General features: G+C 53.4%; 14 protein-coding genes. 5 read left to right on the top strand and 9 right to left on the bottom strand.

What is annotated here, in order from left to right; all coding sequences use genetic code 11:
* Nucleotides 1-41 precede the first annotated feature (41 nt).
* Nucleotides 42-1,790 (top strand): ABC transporter ATP-binding protein/permease, encoded by a 1,749-nt coding sequence (locus H0248_RS03305; RefSeq protein WP_180784784.1) that lies wholly within the window; start codon nucleotides 42-44, stop codon nucleotides 1,788-1,790.
* A gap of 52 nt (nucleotides 1,791-1,842) precedes the next feature.
* On the opposite strand, the gene deoD is transcribed toward H0248_RS03305, so the two are convergent.
* The 4 genes from deoD to deoC all read right to left on the bottom strand — a co-directional run bounded on the left by deoD (nucleotide 1,843) and on the right by deoC (nucleotide 6,221).
* Nucleotides 1,843-2,562, bottom strand: a complete 720-nt coding sequence (gene deoD / locus H0248_RS03300) for a purine-nucleoside phosphorylase (protein WP_180784783.1) — start codon at nucleotides 2,560-2,562, stop codon at nucleotides 1,843-1,845.
* Nucleotides 2,563-2,609: 47 nt separating this feature from the next.
* Nucleotides 2,610-3,833, bottom strand: coding sequence for a phosphopentomutase (gene deoB, locus H0248_RS03295; protein WP_180784782.1), 1,224 nt, complete (start codon nucleotides 3,831-3,833; stop codon nucleotides 2,610-2,612).
* Nucleotides 3,834-3,922: 89 nt separating this feature from the next.
* Nucleotides 3,923-5,251 carry a thymidine phosphorylase gene (deoA, locus tag H0248_RS03290; protein ID WP_180784781.1) on the bottom strand — a complete coding sequence of 443 codons (1,329 nt, stop codon included), beginning with the start codon at nucleotides 5,249-5,251 and terminating at the stop codon, nucleotides 3,923-3,925.
* Nucleotides 5,252-5,441: 190 nt separating this feature from the next.
* Nucleotides 5,442-6,221 (bottom strand): deoxyribose-phosphate aldolase, encoded by a 780-nt coding sequence (gene deoC / locus H0248_RS03285; RefSeq protein WP_180784780.1) that lies wholly within the window; start codon nucleotides 6,219-6,221, stop codon nucleotides 5,442-5,444.
* A 527-nt stretch (nucleotides 6,222-6,748) separates the two neighbouring features.
* On the opposite strand from deoC, the gene H0248_RS03280 reads away from it, so the two are divergent.
* A complete protein-coding gene (locus H0248_RS03280) occupies nucleotides 6,749-7,048 on the top strand; it encodes a GIY-YIG nuclease family protein (RefSeq protein ID WP_180784779.1) in 300 nt (99 codons plus the stop codon).
* Between the two features lie 11 nt (nucleotides 7,049-7,059).
* On the opposite strand, the gene H0248_RS03275 is transcribed toward H0248_RS03280, so the two are convergent.
* Nucleotides 7,060-7,602 carry a GNAT family N-acetyltransferase gene (locus tag H0248_RS03275; protein WP_014914137.1) on the bottom strand — a complete coding sequence of 181 codons (543 nt, stop codon included), beginning with the start codon at nucleotides 7,600-7,602 and terminating at the stop codon, nucleotides 7,060-7,062.
* Nucleotides 7,596-8,120 (bottom strand): ubiquinone anaerobic biosynthesis accessory factor UbiT, encoded by a 525-nt coding sequence (ubiT, locus tag H0248_RS03270; RefSeq protein ID WP_010279716.1) that lies wholly within the window; start codon nucleotides 8,118-8,120, stop codon nucleotides 7,596-7,598. The genes H0248_RS03275 and ubiT overlap by 7 nt, the downstream gene beginning before the upstream one ends.
* 355 nt (nucleotides 8,121-8,475) lie before the next feature.
* On the opposite strand from ubiT, the gene ubiU reads away from it, so the two are divergent.
* The 3 genes from ubiU (at nucleotide 8,476) to H0248_RS03255 (ending at nucleotide 11,540) form a co-directional block, all read left to right on the top strand.
* Nucleotides 8,476-9,471 (top strand): ubiquinone anaerobic biosynthesis protein UbiU, encoded by a 996-nt coding sequence (gene ubiU / locus H0248_RS03265; protein WP_180784778.1) that lies wholly within the window; start codon nucleotides 8,476-8,478, stop codon nucleotides 9,469-9,471.
* 11 nt (nucleotides 9,472-9,482) lie between these two features.
* Nucleotides 9,483-10,361: a U32 family peptidase gene (locus tag H0248_RS03260; RefSeq protein WP_180784777.1), complete on the top strand. Its 879-nt coding sequence runs from the start codon at nucleotides 9,483-9,485 to the stop codon at nucleotides 10,359-10,361.
* A gap of 165 nt (nucleotides 10,362-10,526) precedes the next feature.
* Nucleotides 10,527-11,540: a luciferase-like monooxygenase gene (locus H0248_RS03255; protein ID WP_180784776.1), complete on the top strand. Its 1,014-nt coding sequence runs from the start codon at nucleotides 10,527-10,529 to the stop codon at nucleotides 11,538-11,540.
* A 65-nt stretch (nucleotides 11,541-11,605) separates the two neighbouring features.
* On the opposite strand, the gene cptA is transcribed toward H0248_RS03255, so the two are convergent.
* The 3 genes from cptA to yrbN all read right to left on the bottom strand — a co-directional run bounded on the left by cptA (nucleotide 11,606) and on the right by yrbN (nucleotide 15,927).
* Nucleotides 11,606-13,324, bottom strand: coding sequence for a phosphoethanolamine transferase CptA (cptA, locus tag H0248_RS03250; protein ID WP_180784775.1), 1,719 nt, complete (start codon nucleotides 13,322-13,324; stop codon nucleotides 11,606-11,608).
* Between the two features lie 643 nt (nucleotides 13,325-13,967).
* On the bottom strand, nucleotides 13,968-15,863 hold the full coding sequence (locus H0248_RS03245) for a DEAD/DEAH family ATP-dependent RNA helicase (protein ID WP_180784774.1): 1,896 nt from the start codon (nucleotides 15,861-15,863) through the stop codon (nucleotides 13,968-13,970).
* The gene (gene yrbN, locus H0248_RS22415) at nucleotides 15,856-15,927 is read right to left on the bottom strand and encodes a protein YrbN (RefSeq protein WP_223193433.1); all 72 of its coding nucleotides are present in this window, start codon (nucleotides 15,925-15,927) and stop codon (nucleotides 15,856-15,858) included. The genes H0248_RS03245 and yrbN overlap by 8 nt, the downstream gene beginning before the upstream one ends.
* Nucleotides 15,928-15,955 lie beyond the last annotated feature (28 nt).

Genomic DNA, 15,955 nt, shown 5'->3' with positions numbered 1-15,955 from the left:
CGCCTGCCAGTTGAGGCTGGCAGGCCATCGCCCCATCCATTATGCAAACGCTTAAACGCTTTTATGCGCTGGTCGCACCTTTCTGGCTGACTACACGCGCCACGCTGCTGTGGTTATTGCTGTTGCTGATTATGAGTCTGACGCTCTCCGTCGTGTGGATCAGCGTGCAGTACAATAACTGGAGCCGGGATTTTTACGACGCGCTGGCCGACTATTTTCAGCACGCATCAGTCTACGATATGGCCGTGCGCTATCTGGCCTACACGTTGCTGTTCGTGCTGGTCATCATCTGCGGCAACTGGCTCAAGAAACAGCTGATTATCCGCTGGCGCGATACCATGACGCACCAGTATGAGCAGGATTGGCTGCACAATCACGCCCACTATCAGCTCAACTCAGGGCTGGATAACCCCGATCAGCGCATCGCGGAAGATATTCGTCTGCTGATAGAACAAAGTCTCGAACTCCTGCTTTCGCTGCTGAAAAATACCGCCCGTTTTTTCTCTTTCATCGCCATTCTCTGGCAGCTTTCCGGCGTCCATACCTTCACGTTGAGCGGCTACACCATCACGGTACACGGTTACCTGGTGTGGATTGCACTGGTTTACGCCACAGTAGCCAGCATCGTGACGCATCGGCTGGGGCACCGCCTGCACAAGCTGAATATTGAACGTCAGCGGGCAGAAGCCGACTACCGCGCCACGCTGCTGCGGGTGCGAGACAACAGCGAGCAAATCGCGTTTTACCAAGGGAGCGACGCCGAGCAGCAGCGGATGCGGCAACACTTCCTGCCCATCGTGCAAAATTGGCAGCGTTTAATGACGCGAGAATTCCGGCTGGAAAGCTTTACGACCAGCTATTTCCGTTTCAGCCTGATTATTCCGGTTTTCGCTACCCTGCCACTATTTCTCGCCCGTCAGGTTAGCCTCGGAGCGATTATGCAGGCGCGATCCGCCTTCGGTTATGTGCTGGATGCCTTTGGCTGGTTTATCGATGCCTATCGCCAGTTGGTTCAGTGGTCTTCTACGATTGAACGGCTGTGGGAATTCAAGCACCGCTTACAGCAATTACCGGCGCCAGAGGAACCGCTCCATGAAGGCCATGCTCTGCACATCAACGCGCTGTCAGTCTCGCGCCCCGAAGGGTCACCGTACTTCTCCCCGCTGACGCTCACGCTTCAGGCTGGCGAATGGGCAGTACTCAGCGCAGTCAGCGGTAGTGGAAAAACTACGCTGCTGCGGGCGCTGGCAGGGCTGTGGCCTGTTTCACACGGAGACTGGCATTTCCCCGCAGGCTGCACGCTGTTTTTACCGCAAAAAGCCTATTTACCGCAGGATACGCTGCGTCAGGTGCTGTGTTATCCGCAGACGCAGTTAGCGGATACTGCACAGCTGATTGCGGTGCTGGAACAAACCGGGCTGACCACGCTAATTCCCCGTCTGGACGACACGGCAAACTGGAGTCGGGAACTATCGGGCGGTGAGCAACAGCGTCTGTCGCTCGCGCGTGCACTACTGCTGCGCCCAACGCTGCTTTGTCTGGATGAAGCCACCAGCCAGCTCGATGACACGGCGGCGCTTCAGTTGCTAGAGCACATCAGGATTACGCTGCCACAAACCATTGTTTTGGCCGTCAGCCACCAGCCTGCCGTACTGGCCAGTTTCAAACATCAGGTACAGTTAACGCCGCTCGAACCAGAGAAGAAAGCGCAAACAGAGAACCACACAGACGAGCCTTCTGTTGCGCCGCCAGCAGCGGACAATCAGCAGGTTGCTTACGGAAAGATGTGAAGGGAAAAACAGGAAAAAACAGCCCGGAACGGATGTCCGGGCTAGCATGATATTATTCGTTATCGCCCAGCAGAACGGATTCCAGCGCGATTTCGATCATGTCGTTGAAGGTGTTTTGACGCTCTTCTGACGTGGTTTGCGCACCGGTACGAATGTGGTCAGAAACGGTACAGATAGCCAGCGCTTTCGCACCGAACTCTGCCGCTACGCCGTAGATACCGGCCGCTTCCATTTCTACACCCAGAATGCCGTATTTTTCCATCACGTCGAACATCTGCGGATCGGGCGTGTAGAACAGATCGGCGGAGAAGATGTTACCGACGCGGACAGAAACATCACGTGCTTTGGCAGCATCAACGGCATTGCGCACCATGTCGAAATCGGCAATCGCCGCGTAGTCGTGATCTTTGAAACGCATACGGTTCACTTTGGAATCCGTACAGGCACCCATGCCGATCACCACGTCGCGCAGCTTAACATCTTCACGTACCGCACCGCAGGAACCCACACGAATGATTTTCTTCACGCCGAATTCGGTGATCAGTTCTTTCGCATAAATTGAGCAGGATGGGATACCCATGCCGTGGCCCATTACCGAAATTTTACGGCCTTTGTAAGTCCCCGTGAACCCTAACATGCCACGCACGTTGTTCACTTCGCGGGCATCATCCAGAAAGGTTTCTGCAATGTACTTAGCGCGCAGCGGGTCGCCTGGCATCAATACAACGTCCGCGAAATCACCCATTTCTGCATTAATATGTGGCGTAGCCATGCGTTTATTCCTTAATTAATCAAGTTTCACGTAAAAAGCGGTGTGTTTTACAGTATCGATTTGCCGTAGTCCATAGGCGACAGGCCAAAATAGGCCGCGACCGTCTGCCCGATATCGGCGAAAGTTTCACGGTGGCCGTATGACCCCGGCTTCACGTTCGGCCCATAGATCAACACCGGTACGTTCTCACGAGTGTGATCGGTGCCGTGCCAGCTCGGGTCACAGCCGTGGTCGGCCGTCAGAATCAGGATGTCGTCCCCCTTCACGCGGGACAGCATTTCTGGCAGGCGGCGGTCAAACAGCTCCAGCGCGGCAGCGTAGCCCGGAATATCGCGGCGGTGGCCGTAGGCAGAATCGAAATCAACAAAGTTGGTAAACACGATGGTGTTGTCGCCCGCGCTATCCATTTCTTTCAGCGTGGCATCAAACAGCGCATCGATGCCGGTAGCCTTCACTTTCTTCGTGATACCGACCTGCGCATAGATATCCGCAATCTTACCGACGGAAACCACTTCGCCACCTTTTTCATCCACCATTTTTTTCAGGATGGTCGGCGCAGGTGGTTCAACAGCCAGATCGTGACGGTTGCCGGTACGCTCGAAGTTGCCAGGTTTGTCGCCGATAAACGGACGTGCGATCACGCGCCCAATGTTATAGCCGCCTTCAGTCAGCTCTTCGCGGGCTATCTCACACAGTTCGTACAGCTTATCCAGACCGAACGTTTCTTCGTGGCAGGCAATCTGGAACACGGAATCCGCAGAGGTGTAGAAAATCGGCTTGCCAGTTTTCATGTGTTCTTCAGCCAGTTGATCCAGAATCACCGTACCGGAAGAGTGGCAGTTGCCCAGATAGCCCGGCAGATTGGCGCGTTTCACCAGTTTTTCCAGCAGTTCCTGCGGAAAACTGTTCTCTTCATCTTTAAAATAGCCCCAGTCGAACAGGACAGGCACACCGGCAATTTCCCAGTGACCAGACGGCGTATCTTTGCCCGAAGAGATTTCGCTGGCGTGCGCGTAAGCACCGATGATGTCCGCGTTTTCATCCAGTCCAGGCGGGAACGTTCCCGTTGAGGCCTCGGCGGCTTTACCCAGCCCCAGACGGCTCAGGTTCGGCAAATGCAGCGTGCCGCTGCGCCCTTTATCCGCCGTCCCCGCGGCACACGCCTGAGCGATATGGCCCAGCGTATCTGAACCGACATCGCCAAAACGTTCTGCATCAGCACTGCTGCCGATCCCAAACGAGTCGAGAACCATAATATATGCACGTTTCATTCTTTTTCTCCTGCGCAGCTATGCGCTAACGCCCTGCCGACAGGCAGGGGAAAATCAATTCAAGACGACCACTAACCAGCCCTGTGCGATCACGCTTCTGCGCTCACTCGACGATAGACCATCGGGGTCTTTTCTGGCGCGGTGTCGCCCAGTTGGATCGCAGCACGGACTTCATTCGCCGCCTGCTGCCACTGCGCTTCCGTATTGGCGTGGATCACCGCCAGCGGGCGCTGCGCGTCAACGCGCTCACCCAAACTGATCATGCTATCCAGACCGACGCTGTAATCGATCGTATCCGTGGCCTGACGGCGTCCGCCGCCCAGCGAGACGACAGCCATGCCCAACGCGCGGGTATCCATCGCGGTCACGATGCCCTCACGCGTCGCGAACACCGGCTTACTTAATGTCGCCACCGGCAAATAACGATCGTAGTGTTCGACAAAATCGCCCGGACCACGCTGTGCGGCGACCATGCGCCCAAAGACTTCAGCAGCTTTGCCGTTATCCAACACGGCTTGCAGACGTGAATGTGCGTCGTCCGCCGAACTTGCCAGTCCGCCCGCCAGCAGCATCTCACCACATAGCGCCATAGTAACATCATACAGGCGCGGATTGCGGCTCTCTCCCGTCAGGAAACGCACGGCTTCCCGCACTTCCAGCGCGTTACCTGCGCTAGAGGACAGCACCTGATTCATGTCCGTCAGCAATGCGCTGGTGCGGCATCCCGCATTGTTCGCTACGCCGACAATCGCCTGCGCTAACTGCTCGGACAGTTCATAGGTCGGCATAAATGCCCCCGACCCTACTTTGACGTCCATCACCAGCGCATCCAGCCCTTCAGCCAGCTTCTTCGCCAGAATTGACGCGGTGATTAGCGGGATGGAATCGACCGTAGCGGTAATGTCACGCGTGGCGTAAAAGCGTTTATCCGCCGGAGCCAGCGAGGAGGTCTGCCCAATGATCGCGACGCCAACCTGCTGGATGATGCGACGAAAATTTTCATCGTTAGGGAAAATATCCAGTCCCGGAATCGCTTCGAGCTTATCCAACGTGCCGCCGGTATGCCCTAAGCCGCGCCCGGAGATCATCGGGACATAGCCCCCGCAGGCGGCGACCATCGGCCCCAGCATCAGCGAAGTCACATCCCCGACGCCGCCGGTAGAGTGTTTATCCACCAGCGGGCCGTTCAGGTTCAGACTCTTCCAGTCCAGCACCGTGCCGGAGTCACGCATTGCCAGCGTCAGCGCCACACGCTCGTCCATCGACATATCGTGAAAATAGATGGTCATCGCCAGCGCCGCAATCTGACCTTCGGAGACGGTATTGTCACGAATACCGTTGATAAAGAAGCGGATCTCTTCTTCGCTCAGAGCTTTTCCGTCACGCTTCTTACGAATAATTTCTTGAATCAGAAACAAGGTCTGTACTCCTGATGAATTCTGATGTGGTTCCACAGCCTGTCGCTGCAAGCACATTTGCTGTGGTGATCCAACGCAGTCATGAATACAAATTCCTTTATAAACAATATTTTATCATGAATAGCGTTGTCACGAATCACGTCGTCAAAAATAAATTGTCGCAAATAAAATAGTGCGCCTGTGCGCGTGCTTAGTAGCCGCCCTGCGGAGCCGCGGTTCCGTGGCCAAGCGTGGTCAGCGGGCTCGCCAGCAGACTGGACGCGCCAAAGCGAAAATGCTGTGCAGTCGCCCATTCCGCGCCCATGATATCGTCCGCCAGTTGCAGGTAGATGGCTGCATCTTCCGCGTTACGCACGCCGCCGGCCGCTTTAAAGCCAACGCGCTCGCCCACGCCTTTATCACGGATCGCCTTCAGCATGATCGCCGCACTTTCTGGCGTCGCGTTCACCGACACTTTACCGGTCGAGGTTTTAATGAAATCGGCACCCGCATCAATGGCAATCTCGCTCGCCTGACGGATCAGCGCTTCCTGTTTCAGCTCGCCCGTCTCGATGATCACCTTCAGCAGCACGTGGGCATCCTGACACACCGCTTTACATGCCTGAACCAGCTCAAAACCGATTTGTGCGTTGCCTGCGATCAGTGCGCGGTAAGGGAAGACGACATCAACTTCATCGGCGCCGTAGGCGATTGCAGCTTTGGTTTCTGCAACCGCAATTGCCACATCATCATTGCCATGAGGGAAGTTGGTCACCGTCGCGATGCGGATATCCGGCGTACCCTGCTCACGCAGGATCTTTTTCGCCAGAGGGATAAAACGTGGATAGATACAGATAGCAGCCGTTTTTCCGGCCGGGCTGTTTGCCTGACGGCAGAGTGCCGTCACTTTTTCATCCGTATCATCCTCATTCAGCGTGGTTAAATCCATCAGCGCCAGCGCGCGTTGCGCGGCCGTGGTCAGCTTGGTCATACAACACTCCAACTCGTCAGCCGGTCTAACCGGCCCTGAACATTAACTGGTGCAAAACCAGCACGTTTGGCGAGCGGACTTGGTTCCTTGAAGATAGCGCCCAGGCGAAACAACCTGTAGCGGCACCGAGATCCTTCTCACCGCAATCAGCCTTCCTCTACCCTTCATTCTGTGATTATTTCAACACCGAAAGAACGACATCGAAAGAAACTCTTTATTCATTAGATAAAAAACGATTCATCAGGCATTTGAACACGCCATGCCGGACTATTTTGTGCATTCATTCACACTTGATGTAAGAAAAATGCAATAGATAATGATTATATGTGATTTTTATCACACCCACTTCTCCAGATAAGGTTTCATCCAATGAATTAAGGGTGACCGCTTGTCGACCAGACGATCTGTTTATATCGGGAAAAAGAGAGCAATCCGCAAAACAACACAAGCTGCCGCTTCATGTAGCAGGATAAACGCCCTAAACTTACCGCTAACATGACTGCATCCGAGAAACTGCTGGCAACACTATGACAGAACACACTGAACATCCCTGCTGGTATCTGTACATACTGCGCACGGTCGCTGGGGCGCTGTACACGGGTATCACAACGGATGTCAGCCGCCGCCTGAATCAGCATCAAACGGGAAAAGGAGCAAAGGCGCTGCGGGGAAAAGGCGAGTTAACGCTGGTGTTTCACTGTCTAGTGGGCGATCGCTCAGACGCACTCAAACTGGAATATCGCATTAAGCAGTTGAGCAAAAACCAAAAAGAAAGGCTGGTACAAGACCAGCCCAGGGCGCTATGTATTTCAGACACGATGTATTGATGCGAGTCGCATTAGAGAAAGCGGTTAAACGGTTCGGCGTACTCCACCAGCCCGCTCGCGCTTTCAAACCCGCTTTCGCCCTCAGGACTTCCCTCACCGACAACATGATTATCGGCCAGCGGATAGACCTGAAAAGCCGATTCGCTGTCTGGCCAGCGACAATGTAGCTGCTGTTCTACCGCCGGAACAAAGCCAAAACGGGAGTAATACGCAGGGTTACCCAAGACCACAACAGCGGTGTAGCCAAACTCATTCAGCGCATCCAGCCCTTCGTAGACCAGCTTCTCCCCTACGCCCTGTCGGCGCAGGCTGTCATCTACCGCCAACGGTGCAAGCGCCACCCACTGGCGATCCTCACCGTCGATCAGCACTGGGCTGAATGCCGCGTAGCCCACCACGCCACCTTCATCGTCAGTCGCCACAACGCCGAGCGTCAATAGGCCATCTTCACGCAGTTGATGAACCAGATCCGCTTCCGCGCCCGTTGGAAAAGCACGGCGCAATAAGTTGTCGATCCCTGCGGCATCAACGGGAATTTCCACCCGAACTAGCATGATACTGGCGCGTGATTCGCTGGTTGCACTGCGCCCTCCTGTAAGCCGGCTTCCACAAAGTTTGCCAGTTGCAGCAGGCCAATGCGCAGCGGCGCAGGCATGGCTTCCAGCTCAATGGCGTCCATCAGGTTCTTCACATACAAACCTAATTCGGTATCACCCTCAATGCGCAGGCGACGCTGGAAAAAGAGCGTATCGGGATCTTCTTTACGCGCCGCAATCAAAATCAGATCGTTCGCATCTGCGCTGAAACTGACATCCGGCGTCTCAGCGTCGCTCACCACCAGACGACCATCACGCAGCGTCATAAACCACTGCAAGCCGACATCACGCACCTCAATTTTCAGCCAGCGGCTTTCGAGAAATGCCAGATCGCCCTCTTCCAGCGCCTGACGGAACTGCCAGCCCAACATCTGTTCCAAAACCTGACGCTGTAGCGCAAAGGGAGTGAACTTGAGTGGCTTACCTAATAAGCTCGGCCCTTGACGCACAATCTGCGCTCGTAGTTTTTCCAACACTGGCGTACTCCTCTTAAAGCAATCTGACTGTTCAGATAATCTGCAAGCATTTTGCCACATCCACCGCACGCGGCAGAGGTCTATGTCAATAATTTAGTCGGTTATCCGATTATGCCCAACAGATTTTGTCCTTGCGCGACGATTAGCACCATAAACTGCCTTAAATCAAAGTCCTTACCGATTTGGTTAATTAAGATTCCCAATCGTTAACAACATTCATCGACTGATAAAAAATCGCTTACGACAACCCGCAAGGGTGAGAGGCAGAATGCCGTCATAAGCGCGATCGTCAGTCTGAACATCATTGATCGTACCGAGCGGCTACGGCCCCGAAGGGATTAATGAAGGATTGTGTATGGAACTGCTTTGCCCCGCTGGCAACCTGCCAGCACTGAAAGCTGCCATCGATAATGGCGCAGATGCGGTCTATATCGGCCTGAAAGATGACACCAACGCACGTCATTTTGCCGGGCTTAACTTTACTGACAAGAAGCTACAGGAAGCGCGCGAGTACGTGCATCGTCATCGGCGTAAGCTGCATATCGCCATCAATACGTTTGCGCATCCGGACGGTTATCAGCGCTGGCAACGCGCTGTGGATATGGCTGCGCAGATCGGGGCCGACGTGCTGATCCTCGCCGATCTCGCCATGCTGGAATATGCCGCAGAGCGCTATCCCCACATTGAGCGTCACGTGTCGGTTCAGGCTTCCGCGACAAACACCGAAGCGATCCGTTTCTATCATCGCCATTTCGATGTCTCACGCATCGTGCTGCCGCGCGTGCTGTCCATCCATCAGGTGAAGCAAATCGCCCGCACCAGCCCCGTGCCGCTCGAAGTGTTCGCCTTCGGTAGCCTGTGCATCATGGCGGAAGGACGCTGCTATCTCTCTTCTTATCTGACCGGTGAATCACCGAATACCGCCGGTGCCTGCTCGCCCGCGCGATTTGTACGCTGGCAGCAGACGGAAAACGGCATGGAATCACGCCTGAACAACATCCTGATCGACCGCTATCAGGACGATGAAAACGCCGGTTATCCCACGTTGTGCAAAGGGCGTTATGTAGTCGATGGGCAGCGCTACCATGCGCTGGAAGAGCCAACCAGCCTGAACACGCTGGAACTGCTGCCCGAACTGATAGCTGCCAATATTGCTTCCGTGAAGATAGAAGGCCGCCAGCGCAGCCCAGCCTACGTCAGCCAGATTACGCAAGTATGGCGACAGGCTATCGATCGCTGCCGTGCCAATCCTGAGACATTCGTTCCCACTCAGGCCTGGATGGATGCATTAGGTGCGGTGGCTGAAGGCACACAAACCACGCTCGGCGCTTATCACCGCAAATGGCAGTAGCAGGAGAACACATGAAATATGCATTAGGGAATATTCTCTACTATTGGCCGAAAGAGGATGTTGAGGCGTTTTATCAGGCCGCAGTGAACAGCAGCGCCGATATTATTTATCTCGGTGAAACGGTGTGTAGCAAGCGCCGCCTGATGAAGGTGGCAGACTGGTTCAACGTGGCTCGTGAGGTCGCCAACAGCGGAAAGCAGGTGGTGATCTCTACGCTTGCGCTCTTACAAGCGCCGTCTGAACTGACCGAGCTAAAACGCTATGTGGAGAACGGTGAATTCTTGCTGGAAGCGAACGATCTGGGCGCAGTTAACATCGCCGCCGAACGCAATCTGCCGTTTGTCGCCGGACACGCGCTCAACTGCTACAACGCGTACACCCTGCGAGTCCTGCATAAACAAGGCATGGTGCGCTGGTGCATGCCCGTTGAGCTCTCCCGAGACTGGCTGAAAAACTTGCTGAATCAGTGTGACGAGCTTGGCTTTCGCCATCAGTTTGAAGTGGAAGTACTCAGCTACGGCCATTTGCCGTTAGCCTATTCCGCGCGCTGCTTTACCGCTCGTTCAGAAGATCGGCCGAAGGATGAATGCGAAACCTGCTGTCTCAGCTATCCGCAAGGCAGAAAAATGCTGTCGCAGGAGAACCAGCAGGTCTTTGTCCTCAACGGCATTCAGACGCAAAGCGGCTATTGCTACAACCTCGGCAACGAACTGACGTCAATGCAGGATCTGGTCGATATCGTCCGGCTGTCCCCGAACGATATCAGCACGCCGGCGATGCTGGATAAATTCCGCGCCAACGAACAAGGCAATGCGCCATTAACGCTGGAAAATCAGGCGGATTGCAACGGCTACTGGCGTCGCGTCGCTGGCCTTGAACTCGTTCAATAACGCATTTCCTGCCAGGGCGGCCAGCCGCCCTTTCCTTCCTAAGCGCACCTTTGAACTACGTATAACCGCGACATTCCCGCATACTGATCTGACTTTCATCATTGACTGACGGCGTTAGCATCCACCGAATGGGTGGAGTCAGTGAACAACAAAGTGAGCCATATTATGTCTACGTCTTCTCAACCCACCGTGTTTTCCGTCCTTGATCTTGCGCCAATTCCACAAGGTGCGACAGCGCGTGACGCCTTCCATCGCTCGCTGGATCTGGCGCAGCATACAGAAGAATGGGGCTATCATCGTTATTGGCTGGCGGAACACCACAGCATGACAGGTATCGCCAGCGCGGCAACTTCCGTGCTTCTCGGCTATCTTGCTTCGGGAACACAGCGCATTCGCCTCGGTTCTGGCGGCGTGATGCTACCGAACCACTCACCGCTCGTCATCGCCGAGCAGTTCGGTACGCTGGAATCGCTGTATCCCGGCCGTATCGATTTGGGATTAGGTCGCGCGCCCGGTACCGATCAGCGCACCATGATGGCGCTGCGCCGTCACCTTAATGCCGATATCGAAGATTTCCCACGCGATGTGCAGGAACTGCAACGCTATTTCGCCGATGCACAGCCGGGTCAACCGGTGCAAGCTGTCCCGGGACAAGGCTTACACGTTCCGATCTGGCTATTGGGATCGAGCCTGTATAGCGCACAGCTGGCCGCGAGACTGGGGCTACCTTTTGCCTTCGCCGCCCATTTCGCGCCCGATATGTTGCTGGATGCATTCCGTCTCTATCGCAAACACTTCATCCCTTCTGCCACCCACGCCAAACCTTACGCGATGGTTTGCGTCAATGTGGTGGCGGCCGATAGCGATCGGGATGCGCGTTTCCTCTTCACCTCGATGCAGCAGCAGTTCATCAACCTGCGCCGTGGCACACCCGGCCCGCTGCCCGCGCCGATAGAAAACATCGACATGGTCGGATCGCCTGCCGAACAGTTTGGTGCGGAGCAAGCACTGCGGCTGTCGATTGTTGGCGATAGCGCGAAAGTCCGTCATGGATTGCAGAGCCTGTTGCGTGAAACGCAGGCGGATGAAGTGATGATCAATGGGCAAATCTTTGATCATCAGGCGCGAAAAGACTCTTTCGAGCGGATTATGCAGATACGTCAGGACGTGATCGGGTAGCACAATCCGCTAGGTCGATAGGGTGGAGAAAGTGCCTCTTCTCCACCCTAGCTATTACTTGGGGATTATTTGCCGTCGGCGGTGTAAGGCAAGCTGTCAAAGGTACTCAACCCTTTCTTGCTGTACGGGTTACCTATCCAACGCTCTGATTCACGAAATGCAGGGCTAACCAGACTTTTTTCTGGCTCCTGAAGATCGTAGCTGAGCCCCGCCAAGGTCGACCAGGTATGCAGCAGGTGCGCGTTGCTATATTTCCGATCAACATAGGGTGAATAATCGATCGGATGATCTTTCTGCCACTGAGGTGAAGTCCAGAGAATAAACGGCACGGTATACATAGTACGCGTAGGTACTGTCTCATTTCGTCCCAACACGTTATGCGGCGGCGTCTCGTAAACATCTTCACCGTGATCCGAGAAATAGAGCAGGAAGCCATTTGGCTGCGTTTTTTCAAAGGTTCGGATCAGCGTTTCAAGAACGTAATCGTTATACAACTCAGCATTATCGTAGTCGTTATAGACTTCGACATCACTGTCGTTAACGCCGTCAGGAATTCCTTCTCGCCCAACAAATTTAGTCGCCTCTTCCGGATAGCGAAATTTATATTTCATATGAGTGCCTAACAGGTGCACAACAATAAATTTCTTCTCTGCGGGATCGGCCAGCACCTTTTCAAACGGCGCAAACACCACGTCATCATATTGCCGTGCGCTTTGGGTGCGCTGATTATTCATATAAAACTGTTCGTCTGTTTGCTGGGAGAACACCGTCAGGAGCGTATTACGTTTGGTCATCGTCTGCTGATTGGTAATCCAGAACGTTTTGTATCCGGCCTGTTTCATCATGTTCATCAGCGAAGGCTTGCTCAGATAGAGATCCGGTTGCTGCTCATCAGCAAACGTCAGCGCCTGCTGCAAGATTTCAATGGTGTACGGGCGTGAGGTCACTACATCGTTAAACACCACCAGGTTGGGATCGCTTTTACGCAGTGCATCCAGTCGCGGCGTGGTCTGTCGACCATAACCATACAGGCTCATGCGACTGCTGGTGGTTGATTCACCAATTACCAATACCAGTGTGCGCGGCGTATTACCGTTCGCATCTTTCAGGTTTGCCAAAGGTGGCAACGCTGCATTCTGCTGGAGCATAGTGGTCATGCTTTCCAATTGCTGGCGGTACTCCACATAACCAGCAATGTACTGCCATGGGGCTGTAGTAGACATACGACTTGCCAGATAGCCGCTGGCTTCTGCCAACGTCTGCCCCTCATTGTGCATTTTTTTATAAAGGGGAATACCAAACAGCACCACAACAATTAATGAACAAGCCGTCGCTTTATATTTAAACGGTAAATAAACTGGCCGTAATTTGTGCCACAGAAACCAGACGATCGCCGTATAAAAAAACAATATCGCCAAGACTTTCAGACTGAAATATTGACTTACATATTCACCTGCTTCTTTGCTATTAGACTCGAACATCACAAACATCACGCTTTGTGAGAACTCTTGTTTATAAATCGAGTAATAACCTAGTGCAATCAGGGATGTACACCACAACAGAATACCCAATACGCTGCTGATGATTCTGGTTCGAGTAGGGAAAAGAAAAACAGGAATGAGCCACAGCAAACTGTAGAGTAGCGAATCACGTAATCCCGTGGTGCCACTATGTCCAGTCAGAACAATGACAAGCTGTAGTGCGCAGGAAAAAAACCAAAAATAGAGCAAAAGCCACCCAAGCGAGCGCCAACTAAAACGTTCTTTAGCAAAGAGTTCAGACATATTTAATTCCACACAATGTTGTTATTTTTTATGCAGCGCCAAAGAGCAGTATTATCCGTTTAGAACCTAATGAATACAGATAATAAATGTAACACTCGGTTTGGACTGACTGGGAGTGAAGATACCAATAGATTATCTCATTCTTTCTACAGAAGACGCGCGAGTAACATGAACTACAGACAACTAAAGCAGTTTACCCTGAGAACGGTGTCGGAAGAAGAGTTAAAAAGCTATCAGAGCGGCTGAACAGTAGTGCAGCGTAAGTATGCTCCAAATAATTCGGGTTTCAGGAAGGCGGCAAGAGAAGGAATCCNNAAGTAAGTGATTCGGGTGACTGAATGTAACCAACGCACATGCAACTTGAAGTATTACGAGTATGTATTGAGTTAATGCAGTCGTCGAAAGTGTTCGAGGTATTAAGAGTGGTGACTTAACGTGCACTTCGGAGTGAATTCCTCCTTAATATAAAATTAAGATAGGCTGGTTAGTCATAAAAAGAAGCGCCCCATCGATAATGATGGGCCGCTTATTATAATAATATACAAAGATAAATGTTGCGTAACACACTATTTCGTTATTTGAAGCGAAGTATTTAATCTCGCCCTAAACGGTAAGCCAATACGCTTATTACTCAATGTTAGTTTTATTGACCCGCGTCAGCAGGACGACGACGTGGAGCACGCGGTGCGGCATCACGGTTGAAAGAACGCTCACGACGCTCACCGCCGCTACCGTTACTTTCACGGCGTTCACCACCGCCGAAAGAGCGACGTGGTGCTGCGCCATCACGACGTTCGCCACTAGGACGACCACCGCCACGACGTTCTGGCTGTGCAACTGCATCACCCATCAACTGCATATTCATTGGTTTGTTCAGAATACGCGTACGGGTGAAATGTGATAACAGATCGCCCGGCATACCTTTCGGCAGTTCAATCGTCGAGTGAGACGCGAACAGCTTGATGTTACCGATGTAGCGGCTGCTGATATCACCTTCGTTGGCGATGGCACCAACAATGTGGCGAACTTCAACGCCGTCATCACGACCCACTTCAATACGATACAATTCCATCTCGCCAGCATCACGACGCTCACGACGCTGTGGACGGTCACCGTCACGACTTTCACGAGCATCACGAGGATCACGACGACGATCGCCACGTGAATCACTGCGAGACTCATCACGATCGCGGAATTCGCGACGAGGACGGAATGCCGGATCAGGTGGCAGAATCAGAGGACGTTCACCCTGCGCCATTTTCAGCAGCGCAGCAGCCAGCGTTTCGACATCCAGCTCTTCCTGCGGTTGCAGTTTTGTCAGCAGTGCGCGGTACATGTCCAGATCGCTGCTTTCCAGCTGTTGCTGTACTTTAGCGGCGAATTTAGCCAGACGGCGTTGACCCAGCAATTCTGCGTTTGGCAATTCCACTTCAGGAATGGTTAGCTTCATTGTGCGTTCAACGTTGCGCAGCAGGCGACGTTCACGGTTTTCGACGAACAGCAGAGCGCGGCCCGCACGACCTGCACGACCGGTACGACCAATACGGTGGACGTAAGACTCGGCATCCATCGGGATATCGTAGTTCACTACCAGGCTGATACGCTCAACGTCCAGACCACGCGCCGCAACGTCGGTCGCGATCAGGATATCCAGACGACCATCTTTCAGACGCTCCAGCGTTTGCTCACGCAGCGCCTGATTCATGTCACCGTTCAGCGCGGCGCTGTTGTAACCGCTACGCTCCAGAGCTTCGGCCACTTCCAGCGTCGCGTTTTTGGTACGAACGAAAATAATCGCCGCATCAAAATCTTCTGCTTCCAGGAAGCGTACCAGCGCGTCATTTTTACGCATACCCTGCACCGTCCAGTAGCTCTGGCTGATGTCTGGGCGCGTAGTAACGCTTGATTGAATGCGAACTTCTTGCGGATCTTTCATGAAACGGCGCGTAATGCGGCGAATCGCTTCAGGCATGGTCGCAGAGAACAGCGCAGTCTGATGTTCAGCAGGGATCTGAGCCATGATGTTTTCAACATCTTCGATGAAGCCCATACGCAGCATTTCATCAGCTTCATCCAGCACCAAACCACTCAGGTTGGACAGATCCAGCGTACCGCGTTTCAGGTGATCCAGCAGACGGCCTGGCGTACCCACAACGATCTGTGCACCACCACGCAAAGCGCGCAGTTGCACGTCATAGCGCTGGCCGCCGTACAGTGCAACGACGTTCACGCCGTGCATATGCTTGGAGAAATCATTGCAGGCCTCTGCTACCTGCACCGCCAGCTCGCGGGTCGGTGCCAGCACCAGAATCTGTGGTGCTTTAAGTTCAGGTTTCAGATTGTTCAGTAATGGCAGAGAGAACGCTGCTGTTTTACCGCTACCGGTCTGTGCCATACCCAGCACATCGCGACCATTCAGCAGGTGAGGAATACATTCCGCCTGAATCGGAGACGGTTTTTCATAGCCCAAATCAGTCAGGGCATTAAGGATAGAGGTATTCAGCCCCAAATCGGCAAAAGAAGTTACTAAATCAGTCATGTACACGTGCCTCATTAAACATGGCGGCCAGTCTACATAACTCATCGTGAAAATTTTCAGTCATTTTCATTGAAAAGTGTGAACCGGCTCAA

This window comes from Pectobacterium brasiliense (assembly GCF_013449685.1).
Classification (GTDB): domain Bacteria; phylum Pseudomonadota; class Gammaproteobacteria; order Enterobacterales; family Enterobacteriaceae; genus Pectobacterium; species Pectobacterium brasiliense_A.
The sequence above is the reverse complement of the archived record's forward strand: the minus strand, read 5'-3'. Positions and strand labels throughout refer to the sequence as shown.

Coding starts and splice junctions, on each gene's coding strand:
- deoD (WP_180784783.1), bottom strand. CDS start 2,562: ATGGCTACGCCACATATTAATGCAGAAATGGGTGATTTCGCGGACGTT.
- H0248_RS03275 (WP_014914137.1), bottom strand. CDS start 7,602: ATGCTAGTTCGGGTGGAAATTCCCGTTGATGCCGCAGGGATCGACAAC.
- H0248_RS03280 (WP_180784779.1), top strand. CDS start 6,749: ATGACAGAACACACTGAACATCCCTGCTGGTATCTGTACATACTGCGC.
- H0248_RS03255 (WP_180784776.1), top strand. CDS start 10,527: ATGTCTACGTCTTCTCAACCCACCGTGTTTTCCGTCCTTGATCTTGCG.
- H0248_RS03260 (WP_180784777.1), top strand. CDS start 9,483: ATGAAATATGCATTAGGGAATATTCTCTACTATTGGCCGAAAGAGGAT.
- deoC (WP_180784780.1), bottom strand. CDS start 6,221: ATGACCAAGCTGACCACGGCCGCGCAACGCGCGCTGGCGCTGATGGAT.
- deoB (WP_180784782.1), bottom strand. CDS start 3,833: ATGAAACGTGCATATATTATGGTTCTCGACTCGTTTGGGATCGGCAGC.
- H0248_RS03305 (WP_180784784.1), top strand. CDS start 42: ATGCAAACGCTTAAACGCTTTTATGCGCTGGTCGCACCTTTCTGGCTG.
- cptA (WP_180784775.1), bottom strand. CDS start 13,324: ATGTCTGAACTCTTTGCTAAAGAACGTTTTAGTTGGCGCTCGCTTGGG.
- ubiU (WP_180784778.1), top strand. CDS start 8,476: ATGGAACTGCTTTGCCCCGCTGGCAACCTGCCAGCACTGAAAGCTGCC.
- H0248_RS03245 (WP_180784774.1), bottom strand. CDS start 15,863: ATGACTGATTTAGTAACTTCTTTTGCCGATTTGGGGCTGAATACCTCT.